The organism is Pseudomaricurvus alcaniphilus (assembly GCF_011440395.1).
In the GTDB taxonomy this organism is placed as follows: Bacteria; Pseudomonadota; Gammaproteobacteria; order Pseudomonadales; family Cellvibrionaceae; genus Pseudomaricurvus; species Pseudomaricurvus alcaniphilus.
In genome coordinates this window covers 388508-406262 of the sequence record NZ_JAAOIX010000003.1, presented here as the reverse complement: position 1 = coordinate 406262, position 17755 = coordinate 388508, and the positions used below count along the sequence as shown (strand labels likewise).

The following is a 17755-nucleotide window of genomic DNA, read 5'->3' as shown; positions in this document are numbered from 1 at the left end:
CCTCACAGCATTCACGAGATCAATAAAGTTACATAATAAAAATAAATTTTCCTGATCACTGCTGCATACCTATAATGACCCGGCATCTCGACCAAAGGCAGCACATGGCAGAAATCACCTTACTCCGACACGGCCAGGCCTCGTTTGGCGCCGACAATTACGACCAGTTAAGCGAGCTGGGCTTGCAACAGGCTCGCTGGCTGGGCGAACACCTGCGCAGCCTGGGCAAGAGCTTCGATGCGGTGATCATGGGCAGCATGGTCCGCCACCGCCAGACCGCGGAAGCGTTTAGCCAGGGCTATGGCGGCAACCATGATTACAGCGTCGACCCGGGACTCAACGAATACAGCTTCCAGGGTTTGCTGACCCCCCTGCGCCAACAGCACCCCGAGCTCTACGTGGAGAGCGGCAACCCGCGCAAGGATTACAACGACAACCTGAAACAGGCGCTGGCACACTGGATGAGCGGTGAAATCAGCACCGATGGCAGCGACAGCTGGCACAGTTTCCAACAGCGCGTCGAAAGCGTTTTCCAGCGAATCTGCCAGTCCCCCGCCAAACGCACCCTGGTGGTGACCTCCGGCGGCCCGATTTCGGTGGTGCTGGCCGCGGTGTTAGGACTCGACCACCAGCGTATTCGCGAGATCAATATGCAGATCCGCAACACCAGCACCAGCCGCATATTGCACAACCGCAAGAGCTTCGCCCTGGACAGTTTTAACGACGTGTCACACCTGCAACAGGCGGACAAACACGCCGCTATTACCTTTACCTGATTACCATCACACTCACTTGCTCGTGGAGAACCTCATGTACCAACACAGTGACAAAAGCCTGCAACTGCTGGACAAGCTCAATGCTTTTTTCGAACAGCACATCTACCCCAACGAAGAGGCCTATGCGCGGCAACTGCACGAGGCCGAAAACCGTTTTGCGCCGCTGCCGTTAATGGATGAATTGAAGCAGAAGGCCAAAGACGCCGGCTTGTGGAACCTGTTTGTACCGCCCTCCCACGCCGAATACTGCGACCACGGCGGCTTGACCTTCGCTGAATACGCGCCCCTGTGCGAGGTAATGGGCCGGGTGATCTGGTCCCCGGAAGTGTTTAACTGCAACGCCCCGGACACCGGCAATATGGAAGTCTTTATGAACTATGCCAACAAGGAGCAGCAAGACCAGTGGCTGCAACCATTGCTGGCCGGTGAAATTCGCTCTTCCTACGCCATGACCGAGCCGCAAGTGGCCTCCAGTGACGCCACCAACGTGCAACTGAGCATCGTCAAAGACGGCGACGAGTGGGTCCTGAATGGGCGCAAATGGTTTATCACCGGTGCCATGTATGAGCGCACCAAAATCTTTATCGTCATGGGCAAGAGCGATCCGGACAACAACAATCGCCACCTGCAGCAAACCCAGGTACTGGTGCCCAAGGGTACTCCCGGCCTGAAGATCATCCGCCCATTGACCACTCTCGGCTACGATGACGCCCCCATTGGCCATGCCGAGTTGCTGTTTGAAAACGTGCGTGTACCGCTGAAAAATGTTTTACTCGGAGAAGGTCGCGGCTTTGAAATCGCCCAGGGCCGCCTTGGCCCCGGCCGCATGCACCACTGCATGCGATTGATCGGCACCGGCCAGCGGGCGCTGGAGCTGGCCTGCAAACGGGCCGCCTCCCGCTCTACGTTTGGCCGCCCGTTAAGCAAACACCAGTCGGTGCGGGAAGACATCTCCAGAATGTTTTCAGAAATCGAAATGGCGCGCTTGCTGGTACTGAAAACTTGCCACAAGATCGACGCCGAAGGCGTTCCCGCCTCCATCGACATGATCGCCGCCAGCAAGACCACCGTGCCGCTGTTGATACAAAACGTCATTGACCGTGCCATGCAAATACACGGTGCCGGTGGTTTGACAGAAGACTACTGCATGGCTGAGGGCTTCAACTACGCCCGCTGGTGTCGCCAGGCTGACGGCCCCGACCAGGTCCACCAAATGGCCCTCGGCAAGCAAATCATCGATCGATACGCCGCGCAATAAGCCCCTTGAACCCGACCAAAATAGAGATTGCCGATGTCACAGCCAAACTTTGATTTTGATACCAACAAGCTGGCCCGCTACCTGGAAGCCAATGTGGCCGGCTTTAAAGGCCCGCTGAGCGCTGAGAAATTTGCCGGCGGCCAGTCCAACCCGACCTTTAAAATCAGCGCCCAAAGCGGCCGCTACGTGTTGCGCCGCAAACCGCCCGGTGAACTGCTGAAGTCGGCCCACGCCGTGGACCGGGAGTTCAAGGTCATGGCGGCACTGGCCAACACCGATGTGCCGGTGGCCAAGGCCTATCACCTCTGCGCCGACGACAGCATTATCGGCAGCATGTTCTACCTGATGGAGTTTATCGACGGCCGGGTGCTGTGGGATCCCGCCCTGCCTGGCATGAGCAACGCCGAGCGCGGCGCTATCTTCGACGAGATGAACCGGGTGCTTGCCGCCCTGCACTCGGTGGACGTGGACGCGGTAGGGCTGAGCGATTACGGCCGGCCCGGCAACTATTACCAGCGCCAGATCAACCGCTGGACCACCCAGTACCGGGCCGCGGAAACCGGCACTATCGCTGAAATGGACCGGCTGATTGACTGGCTCCCCGCCAACCAGCCCCAGGACGACGGTCGGGTGGTGCTGGCTCACGGCGACTTCCGCCTCGACAATATGATGTTTCACCCTACCCAGGCACGGGTGCTGGCGCTGGTGGACTGGGAACTGTCTACCCTGGGCCATCCCTTTGCCGACCTCGCCTACCAGTGCATGCAGTTGCGCCTCAGCAACGACAGTGTGCTGGCCGGCCTCGGGGGTATTGACCGCGCGGCGCTGGGCATTCCCAGTGAGGAAGAATACGTGGCCCAATACTGCCGCCGCATGGGGCTCGATGAGATACCCAACTGGAACTTCTACATGGTGTTCAGCATGTTCCGCTTTGCCGCCATCCTGCAGGGGGTAAAGAAGCGCGCCCTGGATGGCAACGCCTCCAGCGACAAGGCTACGCAGATGGGCGCCCTGGTGGCACCGCTGGCGACCATGGCAGTGGCGCTGATCGATTGATCAAACCGGCTAATACGCCTGCCGCGGCGGCGTACCCAGCGCGCTGAGGGGGGTGTACGGCCGCGCCAGAATTGCCGCGGCCATATTGTCCACCGCGCTCTGCAATCCCGCCGCGCCGTAGAGCGCGCCCGGCACCTGGGTTTGCTGAACCAGCAATCGCAGCAACGCATCCACACAATCCGGTTGCGGCGCAGTGGGGGCACTCCAGAAGTTATCGAGTGAGTCCTGGCTTGTAATTTTCGCCATATCGTAGAAGGCGCCACCCAGTACTTTGACCGGCTTGCCGGCCTGCAGCGCCTCAATACCGACGGTGCTGTTTACCGTGACCACCCCGCGAGTGTGTCGCAACAATTCACCCAGATCACCGCCGTCGATATAATCCAGCCGTTCACTGATGCCCAGCCTGGCCGCCACCGCCCGGGCGTACTGCTGCAGCCCATCGAGGCCACAATCCAGTGGGTGCTGCTTCAGCACCAGGCGACTTACGGCTGGCGCGCAGCGGGCAAAGGAATGCAGCACCAGGTCTATGGCCTGGTGCAGGGAGTGAAACGGCGAGTGCACCCGAATCTGGAAATCCCCGTTTAACTGCAGAGGAAACAAAAAATAGTCAGTGTGCTCCGCCGCCAGCCGTCGGCTCAGCTGCTGGGCCGCTGCATTGCGGCGCTGCTCGCTACCCAGGCGCGGAATCCAGCTGAGGTATTCGATTACCGGGTTGTGCGGTGTGTGCCGGCGAAAGAACGGGTACAGAAAGCAGAGAAAGTAATTCAGCAGGTTATAGGAGACATCGTAGAGCGCCATTTTCCAGAACGGATAGTCAAAGCGTTGGCCGGCGGGAGCGTCAAGCCCCTGAGCCTGAACACAAATCTGCTCTGCCGATGCCGGAAAGAAGGAGTTGAGTGACAAGCCGCCCCACTCCAGGGTGAGCCAACCGGGCCGCAGCGCCCCTAATTCGGTGACAATCACTTCCAGGTCCAGCGCCCGGGCCACGTCGATCGCCTGCCGATGGTACCAGCGGCAGTCGCCGTGCAGTACCAGGGTGGTGATGCGCTGCTCCCGAATCACTCGCTGTAAATAGCCGCGCCACTTGGCTCGGCTGCCACGGTAGGAGTAACAGCCCTGCCCGTGCCAGTGCAGCCAATCGCCAAAGGACAAGTTGATCCGACTGACCGGGCAGCCACGGCGCCGCAGCTCGAGCCCCAGCAGGCGATAGAGCGGTGACAATGGGCCCTGCAAGAAAAGTACAGATCGCTGTGTTGCTGCTGCGCTCACCCGTAAGCCTTGTCTTTCAACAGCCGCGGCGGCTGATCAAAAAACGCATCCGAGTATTTGACCGAGCCGGTCAACAGCCAGTTGGTAACCTCGCTGGCACCGGTCAACTGGCCCTGCTGGGAGTAAAAGTTGCCGTGTACCTGGATGGTGCCGCCCAGCAAGCGCAGGAAGCAATCCACCAGTTCTTTATCCGGTACCTCCGGCGCGGCGAAAAATTCGCCCATGCTTCTCTGGCAGGTCATGCCGTCGATATCGTAAATGGCGTAACCCAATACCTTGACCGGCTTACCCTGCTCCAGCGCCTGTACCCCCACCGTGCTGTTGACCGTGATAACCCCGCTGCTGTGCGCCAGCATGTTCTTCAAAATGCCACCGTCCACCAGTAACAGCCGGTCGGCGACGTCATGTTCCTGCCCCAGCCGCGCGATCATCTTATCCCAGGGCTCAATGCCGTTGTCCAGCGGATGGATCTTGAACAGCAGCACCGTGTCCGCCGGCGCGTGCTGGCTGAACTCCTCCACCACCATAGCAATGGCTTCGAGCTGGTGATTGAAGGGCGAGTTATCCCGCAACTGGTAATCATTTTGCATTTGCAGGGGAAAGACAAAGTATTTCTGGCCCGAGCGCCGCAACGAATCAAACACCTGGGCTGTGCGCTTGTGCTTTTTGCCCGCTCCCAGGAAGCGCGGTATGTAATTCAGGTACTCCACCAGCGGGTTGTAAATCTTATCCGGCAGGTAGTGCGGGAAGAAGATAAAATCAAAGAAGTTGGCCAGGTTGAACACCACCTCCTGCACCGCTTCCTTCCAGAAGTCATGGGACAAGCCCGGCAGGGACGTGGGCTTGGGATAATTCATCCCCACTTCCTTGATGTGTTCACCACTATCGGGAAAATGGGAGAACCGCGACATCCCACCGCGCTCCACGGTGATCCAGTTGGGCCGCAGGTAACCGTGCTCGTAGGCGACGGCATTGATGCCGAGGTTGTTTGCCAGGTCCCGGGCCGCCTTGTGGTAGGGCAATCGGTCGGCGTAATAGATAATATCGGTAATGCCGTGCTGAAGGACAAACTCTTTCAGGAACAGTGGCCAGTGCTGGATATTGCCGCGGTAATTGTGCGCCTTTTTGCCCAGCCAGAAGAGCCAGTCACCGAGGCACAAGTTGATCCGATAACAGCGGTGACCCTGCTGTTCAATGCAAGTGGCCAGCCGATAGGCGAAGCGACACGGCGGTCCCTGCAACAATAAAAACACCTTTTCCTTAACTAATTCCAAAATCATCCACCGTAAAACATAAGTCCAGAGCGATCATTCACTGCTGGCTGAAAGCCTTTAATTTACTGTCGTAATCGGGGTCCAGGGTACCCATCAACCGGTCCCACCAGGAGAAGTGGGTGGCGTAATTGCAATGAAATTTTTGATGGTGCTGGTCGTGAAACGTCACGCCCAGCAGTGGCCAGGGAAAACGCGACAGCGGCCCGGGCGAATACTCATAGCCGGAGTGACCCACCATGCCGGTCACCTGGTCGAAGATTTTGTGGGCCACCAGCACCGGCGCCGCTATTGGCAGGATAAAGATAGCCAGCAGGAAATACGACTGAATAATGCAATTATCGAGAAATGTGTCACTGTTATTGCTCCACACGGTCGGAGTCACGGAGCGATGATGCCAGGCGTGAATACGCCGATACAGAGGCCGCCAGTGCAGCAGCCGGTGGCCCCAGTAAAACCAGGTATCGAATACCACCAGGGAGAGAAGAAACATCAAGCCGTTATTGAGCCACCCGGGTGCCAGCGGGCGCCAGCCATAACCGGCCTGCTGCAAGGTGATGGCCGCCCCCAGAAACAGGGATAACGTCAGCAGGGAAAGCAGGCTTTGGCGCACATCCCGGCGCACATCACCGGCGCGAGGCTCGCGCCGCTGGATTTTTTTCTGCTGCCCCAGGCGCCGGTTGAGCTGCACCACCGCCAGGCCCAGCAGCACGTATATCGCCACCAGCATTGAGTAGCAGTAAAACCAGTACTCAAGCAATTGTAAAACCATGTGCATTACCATCGTATTTTTTGACGCCGACTGTGATTGTAGCCAGCGCCGCCGCAAACCCGGCCCTATCAATTTACATGTCAGGCATACCAGCACCGTTGAGCAGCGCGGTTACAGACCCACTTTTCTCGCCGCCCAGGATATTCCCGTCAGCACACTGGCCTTGAGGTGGGCATAGCGGCTCCCCTTGCGTTGCGCCAGGTGCTCAATCAGCACCTCCGGCGAACATTGGCGCGCGCCAACCGGGTCGACGTAATGGCCGTACTCCACCAGCAAAATGTACACCAACGCCGCCAGCGACAGCGGCCGATTGCGACGGGGAAAGCTGTCGAAATCCCGGGTCAGCCCCCAACCCGCATAAAACGGACCACCGTGAGTAACCACCGCCTTGCCCCGAATCAGCGCTTCAAAACCAGCCAGCGAAGAGATGGTGTGCAGCTCGTCACACCAGTCGATCAGCGCCAGGATGTCGCGCTCCACCACTACCCCATCCACCAGTCCGGCAAGACTGCCGGTATCGATCTTGCCGGGGCGCAAATCGGCGGCCACATCCGGGTGCGGCTTGTAGACAATGCAAGCCTCCGGGTTTTCCTGCCGACACCAGCGAATCAAGCTGAGATTGATATTATCGCCCGCCATCGTCGCCAGTTGCGGCGCCGGATTGGTGGTAATGGAGGCGTCGTTTTGCACCTGGCCCACCACAAGAATACGACGCCGGCTGTCCGGCCCAAGTGTAAATGTAGTCGATTTCTTCAGGTTGTACTTGGAAATCTCATTGGCGACCAGCAATTGGCGCAGGCGCTCGCCCCGCTGCAACTGGGCGGGAGTCAGCTCCATATGTTGCAGCAAGTGCTCGAGGTCGCTGGCCCGGGCGGCATTGTAATAGATCCCGCGCCGGTCGAAGACATAGGACAAACCGGCATTCAAGCCCGCCCCCAGGCCCACCGAGCGGATAAAGCCGTCCTCGAGAAAATAGCAGTCCAGCTGGCGCGCCTGGGCCCGCTGCTCTTCCGACAGGGACGAGGCCCACAGGATCAGTGGTGCGGCCCGCTCCCGAGAGGCTGCCAAAGCCAGGTCAAAGGAGTCGTGAAAAACCGGCGCCGCGCCAAACTTTTCCGCAATTAACACCGACAGCCAGCGCTGGTTCCAGAATTTTACGCCACAGACCTGGGCCGCAACCGCCGACATTTGTTCAGCCGCCATAGTCGAGCCAACGCAAGATTCGCTGTGAAAGCGCTGCTGGCAAGACCGCCAGAAACCAGCAGCCGAGGTTGAGCGGAAACGGAAAGCTCAGCCGCGCCCGATTGGCATCGATGGCGGCGCGTATTTTTTCGGCGGCTCGCTGCGGTTGCCACAAAAACGGCTTCGGCCCGGCCATGCCCCGGCACATGGCCGAATCCACGTAGCCCGGCATAATGACACTAACCCCCACCCCAAACCGCGCCAGCGCTCCCCGCAAGCCTTCACCGTAGGCCTTGACTGCCGCTTTACTGGCAGAGTAGCTGGGCGTCACCGGCAGGCCATAGAAGGCCGCCAGCGAACTGACCAGGGCAATTTGACCGGCCCCTGCCCTGCGCATACGCGCGGCGATAAAGGTGGTCATCAACAGGGTTGAGCGCACATTCAGGTCGAGCAGCGCGGCAACCTGCTCCAGCCGCTCCCCCTCAAAGCCCTTGCCAATGCCGATATTCATGCCGGCGTTGGCGATAAACACATCCGGCACTCGCTCGGCGCAGACGGTCTCCAGCCAGGCGAGAGTGGCCTCGGTATCGGTCAGGTCCAACGCCTGCTGCCGGACCTCGGCACCGGCGCCAGTGCAGGCGGCAGCGGTCTGCTCCAGCCTGGCTTGGTCCCGGCCCTGCAGAATCAGGGTCGTACCCGGCTGCGCGTAACAGACAGCCAGAGCCTGGCCGATCGCGCCGGAGGCGCCGGTAATCAGTACGGTCTTGTCAAGGGTATGTGTCGAATGCTGGGTCAATGCCAGGGCCCTGTCAATAATCCATTAATTCTGGAGGCTGTTTTGCGACCTCTACTGCGGAACAGATCGCGCCCGGCTCAATCCATGTAGGCTTGCAGGACGGCACAGGTTTCCGTCAACTGGCTGTCAGTGTGCTCGCTGGAGATAAAAAAGCGCAGGCGGGCACTTTTTTCCGGCACCGCCGGGTAGAGAATCGGCTGCACATTGATGCCGTTGCGAAACAGCTCCGCCGACAGGCGCGCAGCCTTGACTGAGCCGCCGAGGATTACCGGCACCACCGCCCGGCCAACACTGCTGCCGGTATCCAGCCCCAGCGCCCTGGCGCGTTGCAAAAACACCTCTGAATTGCGCTGGTTGCGGCTCACCCGCTCCGGCTCGCGCAGAAAGATTTGCAAGGCCTGCAGCGACGCCGCCGCAGTCGGTGCCGGCATGCCCACACTGTAGAGAAAGCCCGGCGCCAGGTTGCGCAAGATATCGATCAACGGCTGTACTCCGGCGATATAGCCGCCACAGCCCGACAAGGTCTTGCTCAGGGTACCCATCCAGATATCGACATCGGTGGGATTTACCCCGGTGAGCTCAAAGCTGCCCAGCCCTTTTTCACCCAGTACGCCCAGCGCATGGGCTTCATCCACCATCAGCCAGGCCTGGTGGCGCTGTTTGAGGTTTACCATGGCGCGCAAATCCGGCACGTCGCCGTCCATACTGAACAGGCCCTCGGTGACGATCAATACCCGCTCGAACTGACCGCGGTGCTGGACCAGCAGTTGTTCCAGCGCCTCGACGCTATTGTGCTTGAACGGCATGCGCCGCGCCCCGGACAGCTGCGCCCCCACCAGGCTGCTGTTGTGAATGTACTCATCGTGCAGCACCAGGTCTTTAGGGCCCATCAAGTAGCCGATTACCGACACATTGGTGGCGTGGCCGCTGACCAGCGCCAGGGCATCATCTGCTTGATACAGTGCTGCCAGCTCGCGCTCCAGTTGCTGGTGCACCGGTCGCTCGCCGGAGACAATACGGCTGGCAGATACCGAGGTGCCGTAGCGGGCCGCAGCTTCCGCCGATGCCTTGATCACCTCCGGGTGCCCCGCCAGGCCCAAATAATTGTAGCTGGCGTAATTGACGTAGGTTTTGCCGCCGATCACCGCCGTGGCGCCGCTGCAACCTTCGTGCAGGCGGAAAAACGGGTCTTCGATCCCCAGCGAGGCCGAACCCTCGCGCATGATTTCAATTTGCTTGTAGGCCGGGTGGCTGCGGAAATCGGTGTAGCGAGCGCGGTCATCGGCGGCGTCGAACGACAACCCCAGACCCTTGCCCGCCAGCTGCTCATTGCGCTTCAACTTACCCTTGAGAGACTGCTCGATCAGTTTGTTTTTCAACGACTTATCGAGTTTCATCCAGTCATATCCTCATCGCTGACGCCGTGTTGAATCGCCATATACTCAATGGTGCCAGCGTCGTCATCAGCACCGTCCGCGAACAGTTTCGACAGCAGCTTGGCCGCCAGTTTATTGAGCGTTGTGGCTTCGCTCAAGGTCATGGCCGGCAGCTGCACACCGAAGCGCTCCTCGATGGCCACCATCAATTCTACCCCCATAAGGGAATCGAAACCCAGGTCGAAGACCGATGCATCAGCTCCGATTTGTTCCTCCGGCAACATCAGGATCTGGCTCAGGTTCTTGCGGAGCATGGCCACCACTTCCGCGTGTTGCTCCTCCGGGGCCAGGCCCTCCAGGAACATCAACAGTTCTGCCGCTGAGCCTAACATATCGCCACTGTCGCCAGCCAGCAGCGCCAGCTGGCGAAACTTCGGCGCCAAGGCATTGGGCAGGAAGCGCGCCATGGAGGACCACTCCAATTCCAGCACCGCGCGCAAGGTTACGCCGTCGAGCAGCATTTTTTCCAGCATCGCCAGGGCCAGATCCGAGCTCAGGGCCCGCCCGCCCATACGACTTTCCAGCGCGCCCTTGATAGCTTCATTGCGGGCCAGGTACCCGACATCGTCAATGGCGCCAAAACGCACGCATGTAGCCGCCAGCCCCTGTGCCTTGCGCGTCACCGCCAGGCCTTCCAGCCAGTGGTTAGCCGCCACGTAATTACTCTGCCCGGGATTGCCGAAACAGGTGGTGGCGGAGGAAAACAAGACAAACAAATCCAGCTCGAGACTGCGGGTCAGCTCGTGCAGCACCTGGGCACCCTCTACTTTGGGCGCCATGACCGCGGCGATCTGGCTGTCGGACATATTAATCGCCAGGGCATCGTCAAACACGCAGGCGGCGTGAACCACACCTTTTAACGGCGGCAAGTCCCGGGCAATCTGGCTCAGCAGCGCCTTGACCGCAGCGCGGTCGGCGATATCGCAAGCCACCGCGGTTACCGCCGCGCCCCGCGCCTCGAGTTCGGCGACCCCGGCTTTGGCAGCCTCACCCTTGAGGCCACTGCGACTCAGTAACACCAACTGGCGAGCGCCCTTCTCCACCAACCAGGCCGCAGTGCGCAGGCCGAAGCCCGCCAAACCACCGGTGACCAGGTAAGTCGCGTCGGCGTCGAGCTGCAGTGCCGCGGACGTTTCCGCTGTGCCATTGCGAACCTCGGCCCGGGGCAGCTGACGATAGTTGACCACCACCTTGCCAATCTGGCGAGCCTGCTGCATAAACCGAAACGCCTCCACCACCTTGTCGGCGGAAAAGCTGGTGTAGGGCAGCGGGTAGAAGGTGCCATCGGCAAACAGCGCCATCATCTCCCGGAACAGGGTCGCGGTAAGCTGCGGGCGCTCGCTCATTAACTGGTCGGAATCGATGCCGAAATAACTGATGTTGTTGCGGAAAGGCCGCAGGCCAATGGCCGTATTTTCGTAGAAGTCCCGCTTGCCCAGCTCCAGAAACCGGCCAAAGGGTTTCAGCACCCGCAGATTCTGGTTGATGGCCTCACCGGCGAGGGAGTTGAGGACTACGTCGACCCCCTTGCCATCGGGGGTCGCGGCCAGGATTTCTTCGCCAAAGCTCAACGAGCGGGAATCGTAAATGTTGTCCACACCCAGTAGCCGCACCACGTCGCGCTTGGCGGGCGAACCGACCGTGGCAAAGATTTCGGCACCCAGCCAGCTCGCCACCTGGATCGCCGCCAAACCGACACCGCCGGCAGCCCCGTGGATCAAAATACGCTCACCCGGCTGCAGCTGGGCGAGGTGCTTGAGAGCATAATAGACCGTAAAAAACGTCGTCGGAATAGTGGCCGCAGACTCCGCCGACAGTTCGGCGGGAATGTGAGCGATAGCGTTGACCGGTGCAATCATGCGATTGCTGAAACTGGAGGGACCAAAGCCGACCACGGCATCGCCGGGGCGGAAGTCGGTCACATCCGGCCCGGTCGCCACCACCCGGCCGGCAAATTCCAGCCCCAGGGTCGGCCCGGAAAAGCCGTTTTCAATGGCTTCATCGGAAAGCATGCCCAGGGCGTACATGACATCGCGGAAATTGAGGCCGGTGGCATCCACTTCCACTTCCACCTCGCCGGCGCCCGGCTCCGCCAGGGGCGTGCCCAGCCAGCGCAAGTTGCGCAATTGCCCGGGCAGATCGAACCCCAGGGTCACGGCTTCACGCCGGTTACCCGACTGCGAGTCTGCCTGTTCGTGTACTGTTTTCAGGCGCGGCACAAAGCGGCTGCCATCGGCGAACAGCACCTGCTCGTCTTCGTCAGTGCCCTGTTGCAGCAATTGCGCCAGCGCTGTGAGTGCTGCGGTGTCGGGTTTGAGCGGCAGGTCGACCAGGCGAAACTGGGTGCGGGACGCCTCATTCATGAGCGAGCGCACAAAACCCCAGCAGGCCGCGTCCATGGGCGCAGTTGCGCCCCCGGCCAGCAAGTTGCTGTCGGTGGTCAGCAGCGCCCCGACCCCCGTGGTCAACACCCAGCACTCCACCTGGCGCGGCTGGGCCTCGATCAACTTGAGCACATCCCTGAGGCGAGCACAGTGCTGCACCTGGGCGGCACTGCTACTGCGATCAAACAGGTCGCTGAGCACGATGATGCGCACGGTTTCGCAACTGGCTGGCAGCGCCAGCAATTCATTATTCAGGGCACCCAGGTCGTCGCATTGAGCAACGCTGGGAAGTTCGGTCCGGGTTGCCGATTGGGCGGCGGATTGTGAGGAGGATTGTGAGGTGGATTGCGCGGCTGATTCAAGCAGTTGCTGCGCCAGCGGGCGATCCCCCTCGGCGCCGAGCAACAACCAGGCGCTCGCCGAGGGCAGCGATTCCGGCACTACCTCGTTCTCGCCGGTTGCATCGACTTCACAGGCCAGGCAGAAAGTGCCGGCGCCATCACCGGCCACCGACTGCTGCACGGCAAAGCCCTGCTCTGCCAGCAATGTTTGCCAATTCTCCAGCGACAACTGCCGGGTTTGGCCACCCGCTTGCCACCAGCCGGGGTTGGCGGCAAACACCTGGTTCAACCAAAAAGACGGATAGCGCCCCAGCAGCAACACCCGGGCACCGGGTAAACTGCGGCGCCTAACGGCTTGCAGTAACTGGCGTGCGTCCGCCAGGGCCAGGGTATCCAGGTGCACAAAGACCAGCTGTGCCGCCGGAATCGCCGGGTCCGGGGCCGCGCCCGGATCGAGGCGCTCTACCCGCGCCTGGGGAAAGCTGTCCAGCTGGTTACTGGCTTCGGCAACGCTGTCGGCGTTTTCCGACAGGAATGTATAGTCCGCGCGATCAAAATCCAGGCCGCTGCACACGGCCCGAGCCAGGATCGGCCGGCCGGCGCCAAACTCCATGACCGAAAGGCGCTGGTCGGTGCCGAGGTGGCCGACCAGTTCGCCAATACCCTGGGCCCAACTGGCGGCGATGGATTCCAGTGCCTGCTCGCCGCTGATGGTGCGACTGAGTTCCATATACAGGCGTTCATCGGGCAAAAACTCCAGTGACTCGCCATCGAGCCAGTGCTGCAATTGCAAACCGAAGCGGCCCACCGCTTGAATCAGCGGGAAGGAGGCCGGATATTCCTGCGCCAGCATTTGCCAGAACTGCTGTGGCTCCACGTCCGGGACATCCACCGCAACCTGCAGGTCACCACCTTCGTTGACTTCAAGGCTGCCTTCATCCAGCAGACTCTGGGCCCACTGGCGGGCGCTGCCATCCAGTGCCTGCAGGTTGCGCGGTTGCTGCAACGCGGCGGCTATAAAGGTGGTTACCAGCGTGTCCAGCAGCGGCTCCAGCTCCGCCGCGTAGGCGCTATCGGCGAGCAGGTGGGCGCTGTAATCCAGCTGGGTGCGCTGCCAACCCGGTATATCGATGGCCGGCATGCGATTTTGCAGTGGCGCCGGAACCAGCTCGTAGTCCAGCATCTGGATATTTAGGCGCTTGGCTCCGCGCAGGGGCACCGGCTGGAAGCGCACATCGGTAAGTACCGCTATGGCGCTGCCGTCACTGGCAAAGATTTCGATATCGGCCAACAGCGAGTGGGGAGAGAGCCGTTTTTGGCGCAAGCAGAGGTAGCTGGGTTCCTGCCCAACCTGGTAGGCATCGAACTGCACCCGGCCAACCCGTGTCGGTACGAAGCCGACACCGGGATAGCTGCCCCGCCTGGCCAGCAGTAACTGAATAAACAATTGCAAGGCGGAGTCGAGAATGCCCGGGTGGAGCAGGCTTTCTGGCAGTGCTTCGGCAATAACCGGCGGGCATTCGCAGGCGCCGATGACACTGTCGCCCTCGAGCCAACCGTGGGACACCGCCTGGAATGCAGGGCCGTAATCGAGACCAATTTCAGCGGCGTCCTGCAGGTGCTGCTGGCGCAGAAAATCCGGCTTGCGGGTGGGCAGCGGTTGCGCCTGGCGCGTCAACTGCAAACCGACGGTGCCGCTGAAGATGCGCGCCCTTACGTGCTCACGCCAGTCTTCCTGCTTGGCCAGTTCGCGGCTACTGATTCGCACCTGGCCATTGCCGGGATTGATTTCAGTGCGCACCACCTTGGTGTGACTCTGGTCCAGCAACAGCGGCGCGAGAATTTCAAAATCCTCGATATCGATCACTGTAGATGACTTCCAGGCGGACGCCGCGGCGAGGATCAACTCGACAAAACCGGCACCCGGGAACACCACACCATCACCGACCTGGTGATCCGCGAGCCAGGGCTGGCGCTGGGTATCCAGGTGCGCCTCCCAGGTCAATCCGGTGCGGGACAGGCGATAGCCGAGCAGCGGGTGCTCGTAGTGCCGGTCCAGCAAGCCGATCGACTCGGCGCTGGTGGGGTGCCAGAATTCCTGGCGCTGCCAGGGATAAACCGGTAACTCTACTCGCTCGCCGGCCACCGGGAACCAGCGCTCCAATTCAAAGCCGAGGCCACACAGCAGCAGCTGGGCGTAGGCCTGCTCCAACTTTTCCTGGTCGCCTTCACGGCGCGACAGGGTCGCAATCACGGTGCCACTGATTTCGTTAGCGCGCAGGTTTTCATTCAGGTAGCCCCGCAGAACCGGGTGTCCGCCCAGCTCAACAAAGGTGTTCAGCTGGCGCTCTGCCAATAATGCCAGGGCATCGGCAAACGCTACCGGTTCGCGCACATTGCGCCACCAGTAGTCCGCCACCAGCTCGGTGCCCGACAACTCAGCGCCGGTCACTGTGGATATAAAAGGTACTTTAGTGGCACTGGGTTGCAGATCCGCCAGTGCAGCCTTGATGCCAGATTCTACCGAATCCATTAATGGGCTGTGGAAGGCGTAGTCCAGATCGAGACGTTTAAAGCGCAGGGAATGCAAGGACAAAAATGCCTCCACAATCTCCAGCCCCGCCACTTCCCCGGCGATGGTTATTCCCCGCGGGCTACTGGCGCCCGCCACGCAGACCACACCCGGTTGCAACTCTTGCAGCAGGCTCTCCATCTCCACCGCACTGCAGGCCACCGCCGTCATCTGCCCGAGGCCCGCAGTCTTGCCCTGGTAGTAACTGCGGTAGTAGATCACCTTGACCGCCTGCTCCAGGCTCAGGGCGCCAGAGGCCCAGGCCGCGGCGGCCTCACCGACACTGTGGCCGATCACTGCCACGGGCTGGATGCCCCGGCTGCGCAGCCACTCGGTAATGCCCACCTGCAGGGCAAACAGGGCGGGCTGGGCAACTTCGGTGCGGCTGTAGCGCCCTGTCCCATTTAAACCCTCGAACTCCTCCAACAGGGAAAAGTCGGCGTATTTGGCAAAAATCTTGTCCACCTTGGTGATGGACTGGCGAAACTCTCGGGACTGGGTCAATAACAGTTTGCCCATCTGCTCCCACTGGCAACCATTGCCGGAATAAACAAACACCGGCCCCTCAGCCTGCAACTTGGCGGCCGCAGTATAAACCCCCGGGGCGGAGCCGTTAAGGGCGAAATCGTGCAGGCTGGCAGCGGCACTGTCGGGGTCTTCGACAAACGTCAACAGCGCCTGGCAGTGTAAATCCCGCTGTGTGTGGCTGGCCCAGGCGATATCGTAGAGAGAGCTCCCGGCGCTGCCGATCAGATCCCCCATATCACCGGCCAGGGCGCGCAGGGCCTCTGGCGAGCGCGCGGAAAGTCGCAGCGGCAATGGCTGTTTTATGGCCGCCGACTTGGTACGCCGGGAGCGCACTGGTGCCTTTGGCATTGGCGGCGGGCTCTGCAGCACCACGTGGGCGTTGGCACCGCCGAAACCAAACGAGTTGATGCCGATGCAAAGGGGTTTTTCCGGATCCAGTTGCATGGTGTCGGTGACGACTTCAATATTCCACTCCTCGGTGAGAATATTGGGGTTGATTTGCTTGATGCCTATGGTCGCCGGCACCGCCCGGTGCCTGATGGCATACAGCGCCTTGGCCAGCCCCGCCACACCCGAGGCGGTTTCCAGGTGACCGAGATTGGACTTGACCGAGCCGATGGGCAAGGGCCGGCTGCGCTGCTGGCCGAGGGCCCGGCCAATGGCGCAGGCCTCGATCGGATCACCCACCGGCGTACCGGTGCCGTGGGCCTCCAGGTAATCGACGTCGTCCGGACCGATGCCAGCCTGCGCGTAGGCCTGGCGCATCAGGTTTGCCTGGGCTTCAATGCTGGGAACGGTCAAGCCAGACTTGTGACCGTCGGTATTGACCGCACTGGCCGCCACTACGGCGAGAATGGGGTCGCCGTCAGCCACGGCCTTGGCGTAATCCTTGAGCAGGAACACCCCGCCACCCTCGGAGCGCACATAGCCGTCACCGGCGGCGTCAAACACCTGGCAGCGACCGGAGGGCGAGAGCATGGTGGCCTGGGCGAAAACAATAAAGCCGTAAGGGTGCAGGTGCAGGCTGATACCACCGGTCAATGCCTGCTCGGTTTCACCGGAGAGAATGGACCGACAGGCCTGGTGAAACGCCACCATAGAGGATGAGCAGGCGGTGTCCATGGAAATGCTCGGGCCGCGCAAGTCAAACACATAGGAGATGCGGTTGGAGGCGATACTGGGCGCCGTACCGGTACCGGTATTGGGACCAATTGAGCACCAGTCATCGGCAAACCGATAGCCGTAATCGCCACTGGCGATCCCGATAAATACCCCGGTATTGCTACCGCGCAGACGTGAAGGCGGGATACCCGCGGACTCCATTGCCTCCCAGCTCATTTCCAGCAACAGGCGCTGCTGGGGGTCCATATGCATGACTTCGCGGGGGGACAGTCCAAAGAAACCGGCGTCGAAACCACTCACATCACCCAGGCTGCCGGCGGCGAAACTGTAAGTGCTGCCCTGGTGGCCTTTTTCCGGGTGCTGGTAGGTCTCTTTGCTCCAGCGCTCCGGGTCTACCTCGGTAACGAGATCTTTCTTGTCCAGCAAAGACTGCCAGAAGGTTTTCGGGCCGCAGCCGGGGAACCGAAAAGAATGTCCAATAATCGCAACTTGTTTACGCATTAACCAACTCAAAAATCAATATTCTGGCCTCTAAAACCGCAGCAACGTCTGCGCGCCATCGTCGCGCGCTTCCCGGGCATAAAATGCATATCCAGCACCAGCAGTGACCTGGAAATGCGGCTGCCTCTTGTCGGCCCTAACTCTGAGCCCTGTTTCTCGAGAGCACTTCTCAAGCACAACTGTCATAAACGCATGTCAGTCACGTTAGACAACGTCGGTTGTGCGCTAGCGGCACCTGCGGGACATTCTGTCCCCAGAGCCTGGCTCTCGTTTGCTGCGAAATCGTCTGTAATACACCAGGCCCATTCCAGCCCGGCTTCTCCCTTGGCGCCGGCGACTGTATAACGAACCGCGCACTAAAAATTGCTGCTGGTGGTTGGCCCGGCCCGCGCTGCTGGCCGGCCTGGACCTGGTATTCCTGGCGCCAGTACCGGCGCTGCTATCCCCCTGTACTGGTACTTCTACTGATAGAACGTCCACTGTTGCTACTG

The 17755-nt window shown here is 60.6% G+C and carries 10 protein-coding genes; 3 read left to right on the top strand and 7 right to left on the bottom strand.

The genetic code is table 11. The features are described from left to right. Nucleotides 1-104 precede the first annotated feature (104 nt). From G8764_RS10030 to G8764_RS10020, 3 genes are read left to right on the top strand one after another with little or no spacing between them, the layout of a single operon-like run. Complete coding sequence (locus G8764_RS10030; RefSeq protein WP_166164486.1) at nt 105-776, top strand: histidine phosphatase family protein; 672 nt, start codon at nt 105-107, stop codon at nt 774-776. A gap of 34 nt (nt 777-810) precedes the next feature. After that, entirely contained in the window at nt 811-2034 is a 1224-nt protein-coding gene (locus G8764_RS10025) for an acyl-CoA dehydrogenase family protein (RefSeq protein WP_166164485.1), read from the top strand. Nucleotides 2035-2067: 33 nt separating this feature from the next. After that, entirely contained in the window at nt 2068-3090 is a 1023-nt protein-coding gene (locus G8764_RS10020) for a phosphotransferase (RefSeq protein WP_166164484.1), read from the top strand. A gap of 9 nt (nt 3091-3099) precedes the next feature. Here the strand turns inward: G8764_RS10020 and G8764_RS10015 are convergent, their stop codons facing one another. The 7 genes from G8764_RS10015 to G8764_RS09985 form a co-directional block, all read right to left on the bottom strand. Continuing rightward, on the bottom strand, nt 3100-4311 hold the full coding sequence (locus G8764_RS10015) for a capsule biosynthesis protein (protein ID WP_166164483.1): 1212 nt from the start codon (nt 4309-4311) through the stop codon (nt 3100-3102). A 44-nt stretch (nt 4312-4355) separates the two neighbouring features. Further along, nucleotides 4356-5633 carry a capsule biosynthesis protein gene (locus G8764_RS10010; protein WP_166164482.1) on the bottom strand — a complete coding sequence of 426 codons (1278 nt, stop codon included), beginning with the start codon at nt 5631-5633 and terminating at the stop codon, nt 4356-4358. 37 nt (nt 5634-5670) lie between these two features. Then, nucleotides 5671-6402 carry a sterol desaturase family protein gene (locus tag G8764_RS10005; protein ID WP_166164481.1) on the bottom strand — a complete coding sequence of 244 codons (732 nt, stop codon included), beginning with the start codon at nt 6400-6402 and terminating at the stop codon, nt 5671-5673. A 111-nt stretch (nt 6403-6513) separates the two neighbouring features. Continuing rightward, nucleotides 6514-7605 (bottom strand): capsular polysaccharide export protein, LipB/KpsS family, encoded by a 1092-nt coding sequence (locus G8764_RS10000; RefSeq protein ID WP_166164480.1) that lies wholly within the window; start codon nt 7603-7605, stop codon nt 6514-6516. Further along, nucleotides 7595-8380 (bottom strand): SDR family NAD(P)-dependent oxidoreductase, encoded by a 786-nt coding sequence (locus tag G8764_RS09995; RefSeq protein ID WP_166164479.1) that lies wholly within the window; start codon nt 8378-8380, stop codon nt 7595-7597. The genes G8764_RS10000 and G8764_RS09995 overlap by 11 nt, the downstream gene beginning before the upstream one ends. 77 nt (nt 8381-8457) lie before the next feature. Then, entirely contained in the window at nt 8458-9777 is a 1320-nt protein-coding gene (locus G8764_RS09990) for an aminotransferase class I/II-fold pyridoxal phosphate-dependent enzyme (protein ID WP_166164478.1), read from the bottom strand. Further along, nucleotides 9774-17264 (bottom strand): type I polyketide synthase, encoded by a 7491-nt coding sequence (locus tag G8764_RS09985; RefSeq protein ID WP_166164477.1) that lies wholly within the window; start codon nt 17262-17264, stop codon nt 9774-9776. Before G8764_RS09985 ends, G8764_RS09990 begins: the two co-directional genes overlap by 4 nt. Nucleotides 17265-17755 lie beyond the last annotated feature (491 nt).

Excerpts from the sequence above, each read along its gene's own strand:
- G8764_RS10030 (WP_166164486.1), top strand. The coding sequence starts at position 105 with ATGGCAGAAATCACCTTACTCCGACACGGCCAGGCCTCGTTTGGCGCC.
- G8764_RS10025 (WP_166164485.1), top strand. The coding sequence starts at position 811 with ATGTACCAACACAGTGACAAAAGCCTGCAACTGCTGGACAAGCTCAAT.
- G8764_RS10020 (WP_166164484.1), top strand. The coding sequence starts at position 2,068 with ATGTCACAGCCAAACTTTGATTTTGATACCAACAAGCTGGCCCGCTAC.
- G8764_RS10005 (WP_166164481.1), bottom strand. The coding sequence starts at position 6,402 with ATGGTTTTACAATTGCTTGAGTACTGGTTTTACTGCTACTCAATGCTG.
- G8764_RS10000 (WP_166164480.1), bottom strand. The coding sequence starts at position 7,605 with ATGGCGGCTGAACAAATGTCGGCGGTTGCGGCCCAGGTCTGTGGCGTA.
- G8764_RS09990 (WP_166164478.1), bottom strand. The coding sequence starts at position 9,777 with ATGAAACTCGATAAGTCGTTGAAAAACAAACTGATCGAGCAGTCTCTC.
- G8764_RS09985 (WP_166164477.1), bottom strand. The coding sequence starts at position 17,264 with ATGCGTAAACAAGTTGCGATTATTGGACATTCTTTTCGGTTCCCCGGC.